A 14,953-nucleotide genomic window follows, 5' to 3' on the forward strand; every position below is an offset into this window, starting at 1 on the left:
GAAATAGGCGCATCCCATGAACGGACTGATCTTCGAGGCGCTGAAGCGGACGCTGAAGGCCAAGGGCGTCACCTATCGCGACCTTGCCGAGCGTATGGACGTTTCCGAGCCGACCGTGAAGCGCATCTTCCACGAGCGCAACTGCAAGCTCGACCGGCTGGTGGAGATCTGTGCTGCCGCCGGCGTCGAGCTGGAAAACGTGCTCGGCTCGATGAACAGGGGACCGGGGCCGGTCAACCGCATCGCGCCGGAGATCGAGCGCAAGCTTGCCGGGCGGCCGGCGCTGCTGTTCATCTTCGTCATGCTGTCGGAGAAGTTCACCCCTGAGGGCGTAATGCGCTCGCAAGGGCTGAGCGAAGCCTCGATGTTCCTCTATCTGCGCGATCTCGAAGCGCTCGGCCTGATTGCGCTTGGCAGCGGGCTGTCGGCCCGGCTGCTGGTCGACACACCCATCCAGTGGAATTTCGAAGGACCGCTCAGGCCATTGTTCGAGATGACCAACAAGAATTTCATCGGCTGGGCGATCACCCATCTGGAGCGGGAAGCGACCTTTGTCTCGTTCTCCAGGCGCATGCGGCCGGAGACGGCGGAGATGGTCAAGCGCGAGGCCGAGGAACTGGCCGAGCGCGTCAAGCTGCTCGCCCACCACGACCAGCACACGACGCCAGAAGACGGGCTGACCGGCTACAAATGGACGTTTGCCTTTGGTGCAACGCCGTTCCCGGCAATCATGCCGATCGGCCCGCATCCCAGGGATGCCGGTGCGTCCGACCGGCCCGCCGTTCCTGCAAAGGGCCGCCGTCCATTGCCGGCCTGATACGGCCAAGCCTCCGCCCTGTCCTGCTTCGGTTTTCACCCAGATCTTTTGTCCGGACGTTTTTGCTCCTTGCAGCCGCGTTTCAAAAATGAAACCGACATTCGTGATAGAGTTCGCGCATTGATTTGCCAGAACGCATCACACGTCCCCCCGAATCGAAGTGATCCCATGCCGACCGCGCCAACACTTGAACTTCGCCGCTATTCGCGTCTGAAAAATTTGCGGGATCGCGCAGAACGCCAGGGAGCTGCATTGCAGTTCTGGGCGCGTACGGCATCTCTTGCCGCGATCTCCTGCTTCTTTTCATTGATCAGCCGCTGGGATGCCTCGTTGCTCTTCGTGCTGGCGGGCCTCGTGCTGTTCCAGCTCGTCGGCCTGATCCAGTTTCTCTTCGCGCGCCGTCGCACCACGGCGCGATGGTGGATCGGTTACCTCGTCGGTACGCTGGACATCTTTCTGTTGACCGTCCTGCTGGTAACGCCCAACCCGTTTTCCCAGGAGATCGCGCCGGCCGCGATGCAATTGCGCGAGGGCAGCTTCAAATTCCTGCTGATTTTCGTATGCCTCGGCGCGCTGACCCTTTCGACACGGTTGGCGCTCTATCTCGGCGCGCTCGCGGCCTTGACGTGGACGATCGGCGTGGGATGGGTGATTTTTCGTCCGGGAACCGTCATTCCGGCGACGAACCTCTATTCGCTGCCGATGACAGAGCGACTGAACCTCTATCTCAACCCCAATTTCGTCGACACATTCGCGCAGGCGACCAACGTGTTGGTTGTGCTGATTATCGGTGCGATCATGGCGCTGGTCGTCTCTCGTTCCCGGCATCTGTCGGAAGACTATGTCAAGGCAGAGCGCGCCCGCGCCAATCTCGCCCGGCATTTTTCGCCCAATGTCGTCGACCAGCTCGCCACGGATGACGAGCCCTTCGGCCCGGTCCGCCGGCAGGATATCGCGGTGCTGTTCGCCGACATCGTCGGCTTCACACACTATTCCGAGGATCATCCGGCCGAAGCGGTGTTCGAACTTCTGCGCCAGTTCCACCGTCGCATGGAGCAGGTCGTTTTCGACCACCATGGCACCGTCGATAACTATATCGGCGATTGCATCATGGCGACATTCGGAGTTCCGCAAGCCAGCCATGACGATGCGACCCGGGCCATCCAGTGCGCCGAAGCGATGATCGCCGCTCTCGAAGACTGGAATGTTCAGCGGGTGTCCAGGGGATACCCGCAGCTGGACGTTCGGATCGGTGCACAATATGGCGCAGTCGTCATCGGCGCGGTCGGCAGCGAGCGCAATCTGTCCTTCGCGGTGGTGGGCGACACGGTCAACGTCGCCAGCCGTTTGCAGGCGCTTTGCCGCGAGCTTCAGGCGAATATTTGCTTTGGGTCACGACTGATCGAGGCCGCGAAAGCGGAATCGCCCACGACACAGTTGAATGCGCGCGATCATGGACCGGTGAGCATCCGCGGCCGGGACGAACCGGTCCATGTCTGGGTCGAACACAGAGCCGAAAACCAGGGCGCTGTTGCGGTTTCGGCCGCCATGTGAAACGCCTGCGCCTGGGCCAGACAGCGGCAGGGCGCCATGGGGCATGTCTTGCCCCATGGCCGAAAGCCATCACGTGTCTGAGGCGATTGCGCTAGCCTTCGCGGCCGCGGCGTCTGTGCTTGCCTTGTCCTCCCAGGTCACCGCCCGGTAGTCGAAACCGTATTCCAGTGTCGGCTTGACGATCCGGAAGAAGGGCGAAAGGTCGAAGTCGCGCGGCGTGTAGAGCGAATGATGGCGTATGTGCAGGATTTCCCGTCGCGAATAGTTCGACTGCGCCGAGGCGCGGCCGGGCGCGCGGGTGATCTCGGGCAGGATCGGATAGCGAATCTCGCCATAAGCTTCGGCGATCAGCGTCGAGCAGATGGCGCGCGTTGGATCGCCCGAGCCGAAAGCCAGCATGCGGCGGCGCCAGCGTACCGGAACGGGCAGCGTCGGCATGAAAAAGCGCAGCATGTCGAAAATGTTCTTGAGATCGTATTTCAGGCCGAGCTTGCCGATCATGAAAGCGACGACATGGTCGCGATCCTCCGGCGCCAGCCCGCTCGCCCGGCAGATGCGGGTGTTATAGGTGTGGTAGCGCGACAGCGGCACGGCGACACAGCCTTCGCCGAGCGTCACTTCGATCAGGCGGGGACGTTCCGATCCGTCCGGCGGTTTGGGCAACGCATCACCGACATAGAAGGCCGCATGCGACCAGGTTGATTGCGTCAGGTACTTGATCACCGCCGAGATCTTCTGGTTGCCCTCGACAAGCAGGATGTCGCCGGATTCGAGCGTGCGCCGCAGCGTCTCGGCATCGGATGGCGTGTAGGGCTCATAGCCCGATGATTCATCCTGCAGCCGGCCGGCAAGCCAGCGGCCAAGCCGGTCGAGAAGCGTGTCGCGAGGCGCGGTCATGGTAGAGCGTGACTAGCACGAGCCGGCGGGGGAGGGCTAGCGTCAGCCGACGGTCGCGTCTTCGAGGGGCGCTGGGCCGGCCAGATCATCGCGCGCATTGCGGGCGAGTTTCTTTGTCGAGCGCTTGGGGCTGTCGCCGAACAGTTCGGCAGCCCCGGCGAGACAGGCCTTCTTCAGGCTCTTTTCCGAGCGCTTCAACAGCTTGCCGAGAAGCTTGGTGTCCTGCGCATCGCCAAGCGGCTCCCCGTCGGCTTCGAGCAGCGCGCGCATGACGAAGACATCGTGCAGTTCGCCGAGTTTTTCGCCCAGTTCGTCGACCGCCTTGCGCCGCACCTTGATCGGCGTCGGCCACAGCCGGCCGAGCAGCGACAGATGCATCGAATGGGTTTTTGCCGCCTTGCGCAGATCGTGGAAATCCTCTGCTTCGCCACGCGATCCCGCCCTGTCCAACGCCTTCCTGGCGCGGCGCAAGGTCTTGCGGGCGCCGTCGGCAAGCACGTCGGCGGCATGTTCGGGCAAATCTGGGAGCAGCAGCCGCTCTATCCGCACCAGGCCTTCCTCGCAGGCGGCGGTCGCCGCGCCGATTGCCGCGTCCAGGCCGGCGCCGGCATGCATTTCATGCTGGCGGGTGACAAGCCGGTCGCGCACGCTGTCGAGGCCGCCGCCGGCAACTTGCTCAGGGAAGGCCGCTGCCAGCCGGTCGATGGTCTCGACCAGCGCGGTCGCTTCGCGCGGACCCGCCAGCAGGGCCGCCACCTGGCGGTAGCACTGGTTTTCGGTCTGGCAAAACGTTTCGTTGCCGGAATGGACAAGGCGCAGCAAGGCACGCGCGCTCTTCAGCCGCTTGCGGCATTTGTGCAGCGCCTGCTCCGGCCGGTCGTGTGCGACGGCCAGATGGGCAAGCGCCCTGGCGATCTCCTCGCCAAGGATGCGCCTGACCTCGCCGGTCAGCGGCAGGCGCGGGTCGATGCGAAAACTCATGCGGCGATCTCCGGAATCCCCCCAAGGGCGAGCGACGCGTTGTAAAACCTTTGCTCGCCGGTCACTTCGCGGCCGAGCCAATCAGGCAGCATTTCGTCAGGTACATCCTCCGGCGTCTCGAGCTCGGCCACCACAAGGCCGGCAAGAATCCCGCCGAAAACATCGACTTCGTACAGATAGCCGCGATGCCTAACATGGTGCCGTGTCTTCTCGATGACATGTCCGATGGCGAAGGCCTGCATCTCCTCGGCATCGGCCAGCGGGATCGTATACTCGTATTCGTCGCGCTCGCGGGCGCGGCTGCCGAATTTGAGCGTCAGTTTCGCCGAGCTACCGTCGCTGATGCGCACGCGCACGGTGCGGCCAGGCGCTGCGGCAAGATAGAACTGGCGAATGCGGATATCCGCCTCGGCCAGATTACGCCACGCGGCGCTGGAGACCAGGAACTTGCGTTCGACTTCCTTGCCCATGGCCGCGCACTAAAGCGCCTGCGGCTCGACATGGCAAGCCAGCACAGAGAATCAGTTTGACTTTAATCAATCGATTGATTAACAGATCGGCATGATCAAAGCCGCGCCGAATAAAACGCCCCGCCAGGAGACATCGCCCGCTGAGCAGACCCGCGCCGCACTTGTGCTGGCCGCGCTCAAACTGTTCGGACGGCAGGGCTTCGACGGCACCTCGACGCGCGAGATCGCGGCGGAGGCGAAGGCCAACATAGGCTCCATCGCCTATCATTTCGGCAGCAAGGAAGGGCTGCGCGCGGCTGCCGCCGACCACATTGTCGAGACCATCCAGGCAATTGCCGGACCAGCGATCGGAACTGCGCCGGCCCCCTCCACCCCCGAGGCCGCCAGGGCGCAGCTGGTCGCAGCGCTGGAGCGCATGGTGGGGTTCGTTGTCGCGAGTCCCGAGGCCGGCGAAATCGTACAATTCGTACTTCGCGAGCTCTCGCATCCCACGGCCGCGCTCGACCGCATCTATGCCGGCGTGTTCGAGCCGACGCATCGGCGGCTCTGCCAGGTCTGGGAACAGGCGACCGGCGAGCCGGCCGAGAGCGAGGCCACCAAGCTCACCGTTTTCACCCTGATCGGCCAGGTCATCTATTTCCGCATCGGCCGCGAGGCGGTGCTGCGCCGGATGGGCTGGCGCGAAATCGGCGCCGCGGAAGCCGCCAAGGTGGTGGCGGTCGCCACCAACAATCTCGAGGCCATGCTCGGCGCGCGCAAGGCCGCCGCCCGCAAGGAGGGCAAGCGATGAGTTTTCTCTGTTCCCTGCCGCTCGCGACCCAGCTGTTCGGCGCCTGCGCGCCGGCAGCGCCGCTGGCCGTTGGTTATGTCGAGGGCGATTATGTGCTTCTGGCGCCGATCGAGGTGGCACAGGTCGAGACCGTGACGGTCAAGCGTGGCGATCGCGTTGTAACAAACACGCCGGTGGTGACGCTGGAAAGCGCCGACGCCAAAATCGCCGTCGCCCAGGCCGAGGCAGCTCTCGCCCAGGCGCAGGCGCAGCTTGCCGATCTGCAGGTCGGCAAAAGACCGGAAGAAATCGCTGTGTTGAAGGCCGAGGTCGACATGGCCCGCGCGCAAGCCACCGACGCCATGCGCCGTTATGACCGCGCCTCCGATCTGTTCAAGCGCGGCACCGGCACGCAGGCCGACTACGACACCGCGTCGGCGACGCTGGAGACGGCAAATGCGCAGGTCGGCCAGGCGGAGGCAAATCTCGCCGTCGGCGGCCTGCCGGCGCGGCCCGAAACCATCAAGGCGGCGGACAATCAGGTCAAGCAGGCGCAGTCGGCGCTGGAACAGGCACAATGGCGGCTGTCGAAGCGGGTGCTGGCGGCGCCCTCGTCCGGTCGCGTCAACGATGTCATCCGCAACCCCGGCGACACTGCCGGGCCGACCGCGCCCGTCATCTCGATGCTGCCGGATGGCGCGGTGAAGCTCAGCGTCTATATCCCGGAAAGCGCCTTTTCATCGATCAACGTCGGCACGCTGCTTTCCGTCCATTGCGACGGCTGCGGCGAGGGTGTGAAGGCGCGTGTCAGCTACGTTTCGCCCGATCCCGAATTCACCCCGCCGGTGATCTATTCGCTGGAGAACCGGCAGAAGCTGGTCTACCTCGTCGAGGCGCGGCCCGAGGGCGAGGCGCAAGCGCTGCAGCCGGGACAGATCGTCGATGTCGAACTGGCGGCCGCGGCAAAATGAACGCCATCGACGTTCATGGCCTGGTCAAGCGTTTCGGCGACAAGACCGTCGTCGACCATGTAACGATGACGGTAGCCGAAGGCGAGATCGTCGGTTTCCTCGGGCCGAACGGCTCCGGCAAGACGACGACCATCCGCATCATGTGCGGCCTGCTGACGCCCGATGAGGGCGAAGGCACGGTGCTGGGTTTCAACATCCGCACCGAGTCGCTCCGCATCAAGCGCGAAGTCGGCTACATGACGCAGAAATTCTCGTTCTACGAGGATCTGACGATCGGCGAGAACCTCGAATTCGTGGCGCGGCTTTACCGGCTGAAGCCGGTCGAGGAGCATGTCGCCCGCACATTGGAGGATCTCGGCCTCTCGACCCGCCGCAATCAGCTCGCCGGCACGCTGTCGGGCGGCTGGAAGCAGCGCCTGGCGCTGGCCGCCTGCATCATGCACAAACCGAAGCTGCTGCTGCTCGACGAGCCGACCGCCGGCGTCGACCCGAAGGCGCGGCGCGAGTTCTGGGACGAAATCCATCGCCTCGCCAGCGGCGGACTGACCGTTCTGGTCTCCACCCACTACATGGACGAGGCCGAGCGCTGCCACCGCATCTCTTACATCTCCTACGGCAAGATGCTGACCACCGGCACCGTTGCCGAAGTGGTGGAGAATGCCGGGCTGACCACTTTCGTGCTGCAGGGACCGCAGCTCGACCAGGTGGCGCAAGCGCTGCAAGGGCGCCACGGCGTCGACCAGGTGGCGCCGTTCGGCGCCACGCTGCATGTCGTCGGCTCCGATGCGGCGGCGCTGAAAAAGGCGCTCGCCGATGTCGAGAAGGATCACAAGGGCGTCACCGTGCAGCCCGGCGAGACCAGCCTGGAAGATGTGTTCATCCAGTTCATGTCCGGCTCGAAGGACAATATGGCATGAACGCGGTCTTCTCCTTCGCCCGGCTGGGGGCACTGCTGATCAAGGAATTCATCCAGATGCGGCGCGACCGCATCACCTTCGCCATGATGCTGGGCGTGCCGCTGATCCAGCTGGTGCTGTTCGGCTACGCCATCAACAACGATCCGAAGAGCCTGCCCGCGGCCCTGGTGGCGATGAGCAGCGACCCCTATACGCGCGCCATGGTGTCTGCGCTGCAGACGACGGGCTATTACCGCTTCGACCATGTCGCGCAAAGTGCGGCGGAGGCCGAGTTCCTGATGTCGCGCGGCGACGTCGCCTTCGTCGTAACCATTCCCGCCGATTTTGGCCGCCGGGTGGAGCGTGGCGACAAGCCGCAAATCCTGATCGAGGCCGATGCCACCGACCCGGCGGTGGCGAGTGGCGCCATCTCGACGCTTGGCACCGTCGCCGGCCAGGCACTGCTCAGGGCGCAAGGCATGCAGGAGGCCGCGGCGGAAACCGCGCGTGGCCAGCTCGATGTCGTCGTGCACCGGCGCTACAACCCGGAAGGCGTCTCGCAATACAACATCGTGCCCGGCCTGCTCGGCGTCATCCTGCAGATGACCATGGTGATGATGACCTCGATCGCACTGACTCGCGAAACCGAGCGCGGCACCATGGAAAACCTGCTCGCCATGCCGTCCAGCCCGCTCGAAATCATGATGGGCAAGGTGCTGCCCTATCTGGTGGTCGGCGGCGTGCAGGTGCTGGTGGTGCTGGCGGCGTCGAAGCTTCTGTTCGCCATCCCCTTCACCGGGTCGATAACGTTGCTGCTCAGCGCCGTGCTGGTGTTCGTGCTGGCGCTGGTGCTGCTCGGCTACACGATCTCGACCATCGCCCGCACGCAGATGCAGGCCTTGCAGCTGACCTTCTTCTTCTTCCTGCCGTCGATTCTTTTGTCCGGCTTCATGTTCCCCTATCGCGGCATGCCGGGCTGGGCGCAGGCGTTCGGCGAGATTTTCCCCCTGACGCATTTTCTGCGTATCACCCGGGCGGTGATGCTGAAGGGCGCCGAACTGCCGGCGGTGGCGGGCGAGATCACCTGGCTGGTCGCGTTCGTGGCCTTGTTTGCCGGCGTCGCGCTGGTGCGGTTCAGGCGCACGCTGGATTAGCTCGGTTCACGATTTGGCGGGATCGAAGGGGAGACGAGCATCGCCTCGGCGCTCAGCATCAAGCGACAGTTCAATCATCCTCGATGGCAAGATCGGTGCCAACGATGCGCCCGTATCTGCGAACTGCGCGGTTCATCGACGGCATTTTTTGCTGGATGATCCCGAGACACCGGCGACGGTCGCTGGAGAGGTCGGTCGTTTCATTTCAACGTGACCAGGTCTATACTCCACGGGGGACAGGCCAGATCGATGGACCGCAAGCTTTCCGCCATTCTCGCTGCCGATGTTGTGGGCTATTCCGCCCAGATGGAACGCGACGAGGCCGGCACGTTCGAGCGCCTTCGTGCTCAACGCAAGGAACTGTTCGAGCCTGAGATTGCCCGCCAGCACGGCCACATCTTCAAGCTGATGGGCGATGGACTGCTGGCCGAATTCGGCAGCGTCGTGGACGCGGTCGAATGTGCCGTGTCGTTGCAGCACGCCCTGGCGGAACACAACGCCGCCGTTTCCGAGGATCATCGGATTCGCGTCAGGATCGGGATCAATCTCGGCGAAGTGATTGTGGAGGGCGAGGACCGATATGGCGAGGGCGTCAACGTCGCTGCCAGGCTCCAACAACTAGCGGAGCCTGGCGGCATCTGTGTCTCGGCAAAGGTCGCAAAAGAGGTTGAGAAGAAGTTGGCTTTCGGCTTTGAGCCGATGGGCCAACAGAAGCTGAAGAACATCGCCGAACCGGTGCAGGCGTATCGGGTGCTGCTCGATCCCACGGTGGCGGGAAAGCCCATGGCGGTCAATCGACACCGACGTTTCAGCCGCAATCTGGCCGTCGCTATTGCGGTCCTTGTTGTCGCAGTCGGCCTTGCAGCAGCGTGGTGGCGACCGTGGGAGCCTCCGATTCGGCCCACCGCTGTTACGGACAATGCGAAAGCAGACACCCGGCCATCCCTCGTCGTGCTTCCATTTGACAATCTCAGCGACGACAAGGCGCAAGGTTATCTGGCTGACGGTTTCACCGAGGACCTGACCACAGAACTTGCACGTGTGCCCGGTCTGTTCGTCGTATCGCGAAACGCGGCTTCCACCTACAAGGGCAAGGAGACTAAACCCGCTGAGGTCGCCGCAGCGCTTGGTGTCCGGTACATCCTGGAGGGCTCGATACGTCGAGTCGGCGACGACATGCGTATCAACGCGCAACTGATCGACGGCTCGACCACCGGTCACCTCTGGGCGGAACGTTTCGACGGCCAGTGGACAGATGTGTTTACGCTGCAGGACAAGGTCGTCGTCAGCATCGCAGGCGCGCTCAAGCTCCGTCTCGTCAGCGCCCAAGGCAAGGCAGATGTCGCGGGCGGCACGCGCAATCCTGCGGCGTACGAAGCTTACCTCCAGGGTACGGAAATCTACAATCGTCGCAATACTCCAGACGAGTTTGCGCAGGCAGTGAGGCTTTTCCAGCAGGCGCTGGAACTCGATCCGAATTTCGGCGCGGCGGCAGCCTCACTCGCATGGGCCTATTGGGAGATGGACGGGCCGCGGGTCAAAGCTTTGGCCTCTTCGGATATCATTGCGCTGTACAACGTCTACAAGTACCTGGGGGAGGCAGCCAAGCATCCTTCGCCGTCCTACTATCAACTCGTCGCCAGTTTGATGGTTCGCGAGCACCGGTCCGACGAGGCAGTCGCGGTTATGTTCAAGGCAGTGGCGCTCGACCCGAGCGATCCCCTGAACTATGTCGGGCTGGCAGAAGCCCTAAACTTCAATGGCAGGCCGAACGAGGCGCGCGACTACCTCATCGCGGCCAATCGTGTCGACCCAGGCGGCAATGACCATCGGCACTACCTGGCTGGGCTGGCTGAATTTGGCCAGGGTCGTTTCGAAGAAGCTGTCGACTACCTTGAAAGGATCGATCTCCAATCGCCCGATCCATGGCCGAAATTCTACGGCCTGCAGGTGTTGGTTTCGGCCTACGCACATCTCGGGCGCAGCGATCAGGTTGCGGCCTATAGTGACAGGCTAAAGAACGTCATGTTGGAACGAAAGGATGGGGGGGCAAATCAGCTGGTCACGCAGAGGTATTTTGTGTTCAAGAACCCAGCTGACATCGGGCGCCTGCTGGACGGCCTGGACAAGGCCGGATTGCCGGAGTTGCCGGAAGAGGTCGATGTGGACGCGAAGGACCGGCTTACCGGTTCGGAGATCAGGTCGCTCATCCTCGGTCGTGACCTGAGCGGGGGAGGCGCATGGATAGATAAAGGAACCAGCTGGGTGCAGGGGAACTTCCTGTGCGACGCCATTCCGAAAGTTCAGACAACCTGCGGCGCGATCTTCCGCAATCCTACCGGGACGCCGGAGCGACGCAACGAGTATACGGCAGTCTTCCGTTTCGATCGTTTTGAGTTTTCGACCGTCAAATGAGACCACCCCCGACCTGCCGGCGGTGGTGGGTGAGATCGCCTGGCTGGTTGCGTTCGTGGCTTTGTTTGCCGGCGTCGCATTGGTGCGGTTCAGGCGCACACTCGATTAGTTCTCACGGGTTGAGCGATCTCGGACCGCTTACGAAAGCGCTTCCCCTGACATAAAATCGCAGCGGGCGGTCCGCATCCTTGGTGATGCCGATCCGAATGCCATGGCCGATATCGCCGGGCTCGTGCTCGTCGGCTGCCAGCCATAGCGGGCCTTGCCGGCACAGATCGAGGCCGTCCAGCGAACGGTCGATCCGCAAGGCCTGGGCGAGCCGGCCCGGTCCCCGCGCCAGGTCGCGCAGGCGCTCGACGCCCCGGTTCTGCTGCATAAGTGGGATGCCTTCGAGCGGTTCGAGCGCCCGGATCAGGACGCCGGTTCCGGTCCCCGGCCCCTCGCTCGAGACGTTGAGCATCCAGGAGACGCCATAGGCGAGATAGACGTAGGCATGTCCGGGCCCGAGGAACAGCGAGCGATTGCGCGGCGTTATCCCGCGATAGCCGTGGCCGGCGGCATCGCCGACGACATAGGCCTCGGTCTCGACGATGCGGCCGCTGGCGATGCCTTCCGGCAGCTCCCGCACTACGAGCTTGCCGATGAGGTAGCGGGCGAGAGCGGCGGTATCGTTAGGCAGGTCGGCGCGGGAAAGCGGTTCGCGCATCCGGCCCTTCGCCTAGGCCGCGGCCATGATCGCGGCATAGGTGCTGAAATCGACATTGCCGCCTGACAGCACCACGGCGACGCATTTGCCCGCCAGTTCGATCTCGCCGGATGAAAGTGCGGCCAGCGCCACGCAGCCGCCTGGCTCGACCACCAGCTTGAGATGCGCCATCGCGTCGCGCATCGCCTGTGCGGCCGCCTTGTCGGAGACGGCGATGGCGCCGGCGAGGTTCTTGCGGTTGATCTCGAAGGTGATGGCGCCGGGCTCGGCGGTCAGGATCGCGTCGCAGATCGAGCTGTGGCCCGGCTCGTTGGAAACTCTTTTTCCCTCGATCAGCGAGCGGCGCGTGTCGTCGAAATGCTCGGGCTCCACCGCCCAGACGGCCGTGGCCGGAGAGGCATCCTTGACGGCGATCGAAATGCCGCTCGACAGGCCGCCGCCGCCACAGGGGATGGCGACCGCGTCGAGGCTGACGCCGAGCGCCTTGGCCTGACGCATCAGTTCGAGGCCGATGGTGCCCTGACCGGAGATGATGGCCGGATCGTCGAAGGGCGGCACCAGCACCATGCCCTTGTCCATATAGGGGCGCACCACGGTCATGCGGTCGTCGCGAAAGCGGTCGAACGGCACCACTTCGGCGCCCATTTTGCGGACATTGGCGATCTTCATCGCCGGCGCGTCGGCGGGCATGGCGATGACGGCCTTGACGCCGAACATGGCGGCGGACGCGGCGACGCCTTGAGCATGGTTTCCGGACGAAAAGGCGACGACGCCGCGGCTGCGTTCTTCCTCGCTCAGCGTCGACAATTTGTTGTAGGCGCCGCGGAACTTGAACGAGCCGGTGCGCTGCAGCGTCTCCGGCTTGAAAAGGATGCGGCCGCCGAAGCGCTTGTTGAGTTCTAGCGACTCGATCAAGGGCGTTTCAACGATCAGGCCGGAGAGCCGCGCGGCGGCAGCGTGGATGTCGGCAATGCCGGGAAGCGTGGTCATGGCGAAGTCCTGAGAGGGATGAGATCGGCGCATGGTGCACGCAAAGGCAGGCCGCGCACCAATGAAAAAATGTGACCGTTACAAAGTTTGGCGGGCATGTCTTGCGAGGAGAAGGGTCACACTGGCCCACCTCTCCCGCCTTTATCCGCGGGGCCGTATCGGCTAAGGGCGGGGGAACAGAATTCCGGACCGCCAGAAATGACCGCCAAACCAAAACCCCTGTTCCTCGGTATCGACACCGGCGGCACCTATACCGATGCCGTGCTGTGGTCCGAGCAAGGCGGGCCGAAAGGCATGGTGCTGGCCAAGGCCAAGGCGCTGACCACGAGGCACGACCTTGCCGTCGGCATTTCAGGCGCGGTCGATGCGGTGCTGGAAAAATCGGCCACTAACCCGGCTTCGATCAAACTTGTGTCGATGTCGACGACGCTCGCCACCAATGCGCTGGTCGAGGGCCAGGGCGGCCGCGTGGCGCTGATCATGATCGGATTCACCGAGGCCGATCTTGCCCGCGATGGGCTGAAGACCGCGCTCGGCACCGATCCGGTGGTGTTTTGCCCCGGCGGCCACGATGTCCACGGCAACGCGGCCAAGCTCGATCTGTCGGGATTGGAAGCGGCACTCCCCGAGCTTGGCGCTTCGGTGTCGGGCTTTGCCGTCTGTGCCTATTTCGCCACCCGCAACCCGGCGCATGAGCTTGCGGCGCGCGACCTCATCCGCGATAAGACCGGCCTGCCTGTCACCGCCAGCCACGAATTGTCGGCCAAGCTCGGCGGCCCGCGCCGCGCGCTCACCACTTTGCTCAACGCCCGGCTGATCTCGATGATCGACCGGCTGGTGGCGGCGACCGAAGGCTTTCTCGACGCGCGCAAGATCGTGGCGCCGCTGATGGTGGTGCGTGGCGACGGCGCGTTGGTCTCGGCCGCCTTTGCCCGCCAGCGGCCGATCGAGACCATCCTGTCCGGTCCGGCCGCCAGCCTCGTCGGCGCCCGCCACATGACCGGGCTCGACAACGCCATGGTTTCCGACATTGGCGGCACCACCACGGATGTCGCAGTGCTCGACGGCGGCCGTCCGCGGCTCGATCCGGAAGGGGCCACCGTTGGCGGCTTCCGCACCATGGTCGAGGCGGTGGCCATGCGCACGTTCGGGCTCGGCGGCGATTCCGAAGTGGCGCTGGAAGATGGCGCTCTCAACCCGAAAATCCTGCTCGGCCCGCGCCGCCTGGTGCCGCTGGCGCTGGCCGGCATGATGCATGGCGTTGCCGTGATATCGGAACTCGAACGCCAGCTCCGCGCGCCCAATCCCGGCCGCATGGATGGCCGCTTCGCGCTGCGTACCGGCGTGCCGGACAGGCTCGCCGCCGGCCTGACCGCGCCCGAGGCCAAACTCTACGAGCAGATCGGTGCCGTGCCGCTCGCCATCGACAGGTTGCTAACGTCGAACGCCCAGAACGCCACACTGAACCGCCTGGTGTCGCGCGGGCTGGTGCATATCTCGGGCTTTACGCCATCCGATGCCGCCCATGTGCTGGGCAGGCAGGCCAACTGGGATCAGGCTGCGGCTCGGCTCGGCGCCGAACTCTTCGCCCGCAAGCGCGACGGCCGTGGACAGAACATCGCCGCCTCTCCCGAGGTGATTTCGGAACGCGTGCTGCTGACCCTGACGCGCTGGTCGGCCGAATACATTCTGGAAACCGCCTTCGCCGAGGACGGGCTGGACGGCGCCGCCACCGTCGCCCATGCGCTGGTGCAGCGCGCCGTCGATGCCCATCCCGGCATCGCGCGCTTAACCGTCGCGCTCGACCGCCCGGTCATCGGCCTGGGCGCCTCGGCGCCGCTGCACTATGCCGGCTTGGCCGAACTGGTCGGCAATGAGTGCGTCGTGCCGGAGGATACCGACGTCGCCAACGCGCTCGGCGCCGTCGTCGGCCAGGTCCGCGTTTCCGCTGAAGCCCGCGTCAGCCAGCCCAAGGAAGGCCTGTTTCGCCTGGCGTCGGGGCAGACCGTGCGCGATTTCACCGACGAGGTGAAGGCAATCGCGGCGGCGGAGGCCGATGTACGGGCCATCGTTGCGGAACGCGCGAAGGATGCCGGCACGGACAATGCGGAGATCGAGGTCGCGACAGAGTTTCGCGTCTCCACAGTGGAGGCTCAGCGCATGTTCATCGAGGCGCATGTGGTCGCGGTGGCGTCGGGACGGCCGAGGATTGCGGTTTGAAAGCCTTTTCCTTCTCCCCGTAGAACGGGGAGAAGGAAGCATTCACCCTAAGCTGAATTGACCCTTCACCCCTGACATGCCAAAGGCCGCAAAGCCTTTCATCTGGAGAAGCC

13 protein-coding genes are annotated in these 14,953 nt (G+C 64.2%); 8 read left to right on the plus strand and 5 right to left on the minus strand.

Going from position 1 to position 14,953, the window contains the following annotated elements; genetic code table 11:
• The first annotated feature begins 16 nt into the window (after window positions 1-16).
• Both ACWGTI_RS24475 and ACWGTI_RS24480 read left to right on the plus strand, forming a co-directional pair.
• Window positions 17-817 (plus strand): helix-turn-helix domain-containing protein, encoded by an 801-nt coding sequence (locus ACWGTI_RS24475; protein WP_454589506.1) that lies wholly within the window; start codon window positions 17-19, stop codon window positions 815-817.
• 69 nt (window positions 818-886) lie between these two features.
• Complete coding sequence (locus ACWGTI_RS24480) at window positions 887-2,371, plus strand: adenylate/guanylate cyclase domain-containing protein (RefSeq protein ID WP_454589507.1); 1,485 nt, start codon at window positions 887-889, stop codon at window positions 2,369-2,371.
• A gap of 69 nt (window positions 2,372-2,440) precedes the next feature.
• Here the strand turns inward: ACWGTI_RS24480 and ACWGTI_RS24485 are convergent, their stop codons facing one another.
• From ACWGTI_RS24485 to ACWGTI_RS24495, 3 genes are read right to left on the minus strand one after another with little or no spacing between them, the layout of a single operon-like run.
• A complete protein-coding gene (locus tag ACWGTI_RS24485; protein ID WP_454589508.1) occupies window positions 2,441-3,268 on the minus strand; it encodes a lipo-like protein in 828 nt (275 codons plus the stop codon).
• Between the two features lie 42 nt (window positions 3,269-3,310).
• On the minus strand, window positions 3,311-4,249 hold the full coding sequence (locus tag ACWGTI_RS24490) for a CHAD domain-containing protein (RefSeq protein WP_454589509.1): 939 nt from the start codon (window positions 4,247-4,249) through the stop codon (window positions 3,311-3,313).
• On the minus strand, window positions 4,246-4,719 hold the full coding sequence (locus ACWGTI_RS24495) for a CYTH domain-containing protein (protein ID WP_454589510.1): 474 nt from the start codon (window positions 4,717-4,719) through the stop codon (window positions 4,246-4,248). Before ACWGTI_RS24495 ends, ACWGTI_RS24490 begins: the two co-directional genes overlap by 4 nt.
• 91 nt (window positions 4,720-4,810) lie before the next feature.
• Here ACWGTI_RS24495 and ACWGTI_RS24500 point away from each other — a divergent pair, with 91 nt between their 5' ends.
• The 5 genes from ACWGTI_RS24500 (at window position 4,811) to ACWGTI_RS24520 (ending at window position 10,924) form a co-directional block, all read left to right on the plus strand.
• Entirely contained in the window at window positions 4,811-5,509 is a 699-nt protein-coding gene (locus ACWGTI_RS24500) for a CerR family C-terminal domain-containing protein (protein ID WP_454589511.1), read from the plus strand.
• Entirely contained in the window at window positions 5,506-6,459 is a 954-nt protein-coding gene (locus ACWGTI_RS24505) for an HlyD family secretion protein (protein WP_454589512.1), read from the plus strand. The genes ACWGTI_RS24500 and ACWGTI_RS24505 overlap by 4 nt, the downstream gene beginning before the upstream one ends.
• Window positions 6,456-7,376: an ABC transporter ATP-binding protein gene (locus ACWGTI_RS24510; RefSeq protein ID WP_454589513.1), complete on the plus strand. Its 921-nt coding sequence runs from the start codon at window positions 6,456-6,458 to the stop codon at window positions 7,374-7,376. Before ACWGTI_RS24505 ends, ACWGTI_RS24510 begins: the two co-directional genes overlap by 4 nt.
• Window positions 7,373-8,509, plus strand: a complete 1,137-nt coding sequence (locus ACWGTI_RS24515; protein WP_454589514.1) for an ABC transporter permease — start codon at window positions 7,373-7,375, stop codon at window positions 8,507-8,509. The genes ACWGTI_RS24510 and ACWGTI_RS24515 overlap by 4 nt, the downstream gene beginning before the upstream one ends.
• A 249-nt stretch (window positions 8,510-8,758) precedes the next feature.
• Window positions 8,759-10,924, plus strand: coding sequence for an adenylate/guanylate cyclase domain-containing protein (locus tag ACWGTI_RS24520; RefSeq protein WP_454589515.1), 2,166 nt, complete (start codon window positions 8,759-8,761; stop codon window positions 10,922-10,924).
• Window positions 10,925-11,036: 112 nt separating this feature from the next.
• Here the strand turns inward: ACWGTI_RS24520 and ACWGTI_RS24525 are convergent, their stop codons facing one another.
• Together ACWGTI_RS24525 and ACWGTI_RS24530 are read right to left on the minus strand one after the other, a co-directional pair.
• On the minus strand, window positions 11,037-11,630 hold the full coding sequence (locus tag ACWGTI_RS24525; RefSeq protein WP_454589516.1) for a DNA-3-methyladenine glycosylase: 594 nt from the start codon (window positions 11,628-11,630) through the stop codon (window positions 11,037-11,039).
• A gap of 12 nt (window positions 11,631-11,642) precedes the next feature.
• Window positions 11,643-12,620 carry a threonine/serine dehydratase gene (locus ACWGTI_RS24530; RefSeq protein ID WP_454589517.1) on the minus strand — a complete coding sequence of 326 codons (978 nt, stop codon included), beginning with the start codon at window positions 12,618-12,620 and terminating at the stop codon, window positions 11,643-11,645.
• A 198-nt stretch (window positions 12,621-12,818) separates the two neighbouring features.
• Here ACWGTI_RS24530 and ACWGTI_RS24535 point away from each other — a divergent pair, with 198 nt between their 5' ends.
• Window positions 12,819-14,840 (plus strand): hydantoinase/oxoprolinase N-terminal domain-containing protein, encoded by a 2,022-nt coding sequence (locus tag ACWGTI_RS24535; protein ID WP_454589518.1) that lies wholly within the window; start codon window positions 12,819-12,821, stop codon window positions 14,838-14,840.
• The last annotated feature ends 113 nt before the right edge of the window (window positions 14,841-14,953 follow it).

The sequence above is a fragment of the Mesorhizobium sp. ArgA1 genome (assembly GCF_053714375.1).

Bases quoted from the DNA above. Each gene is read 5' to 3' on its own strand.
- ACWGTI_RS24490 (WP_454589509.1), bottom strand. From the start codon at position 4,249: ATGAGTTTTCGCATCGACCCGCGCCTGCCGCTGACCGGCGAGGTCAGG.
- ACWGTI_RS24530 (WP_454589517.1), bottom strand. From the start codon at position 12,620: ATGACCACGCTTCCCGGCATTGCCGACATCCACGCTGCCGCCGCGCGG.
- ACWGTI_RS24475 (WP_454589506.1), top strand. From the start codon at position 17: ATGAACGGACTGATCTTCGAGGCGCTGAAGCGGACGCTGAAGGCCAAG.
- ACWGTI_RS24535 (WP_454589518.1), top strand. From the start codon at position 12,819: ATGACCGCCAAACCAAAACCCCTGTTCCTCGGTATCGACACCGGCGGC.
- ACWGTI_RS24495 (WP_454589510.1), bottom strand. From the start codon at position 4,719: ATGGGCAAGGAAGTCGAACGCAAGTTCCTGGTCTCCAGCGCCGCGTGG.
- ACWGTI_RS24510 (WP_454589513.1), top strand. From the start codon at position 6,456: ATGAACGCCATCGACGTTCATGGCCTGGTCAAGCGTTTCGGCGACAAG.
- ACWGTI_RS24500 (WP_454589511.1), top strand. From the start codon at position 4,811: ATGATCAAAGCCGCGCCGAATAAAACGCCCCGCCAGGAGACATCGCCC.
- ACWGTI_RS24515 (WP_454589514.1), top strand. From the start codon at position 7,373: ATGAACGCGGTCTTCTCCTTCGCCCGGCTGGGGGCACTGCTGATCAAG.
- ACWGTI_RS24520 (WP_454589515.1), top strand. From the start codon at position 8,759: ATGGACCGCAAGCTTTCCGCCATTCTCGCTGCCGATGTTGTGGGCTAT.
- ACWGTI_RS24505 (WP_454589512.1), top strand. From the start codon at position 5,506: ATGAGTTTTCTCTGTTCCCTGCCGCTCGCGACCCAGCTGTTCGGCGCC.
- ACWGTI_RS24485 (WP_454589508.1), bottom strand. From the start codon at position 3,268: ATGACCGCGCCTCGCGACACGCTTCTCGACCGGCTTGGCCGCTGGCTT.
- ACWGTI_RS24525 (WP_454589516.1), bottom strand. From the start codon at position 11,630: ATGCGCGAACCGCTTTCCCGCGCCGACCTGCCTAACGATACCGCCGCT.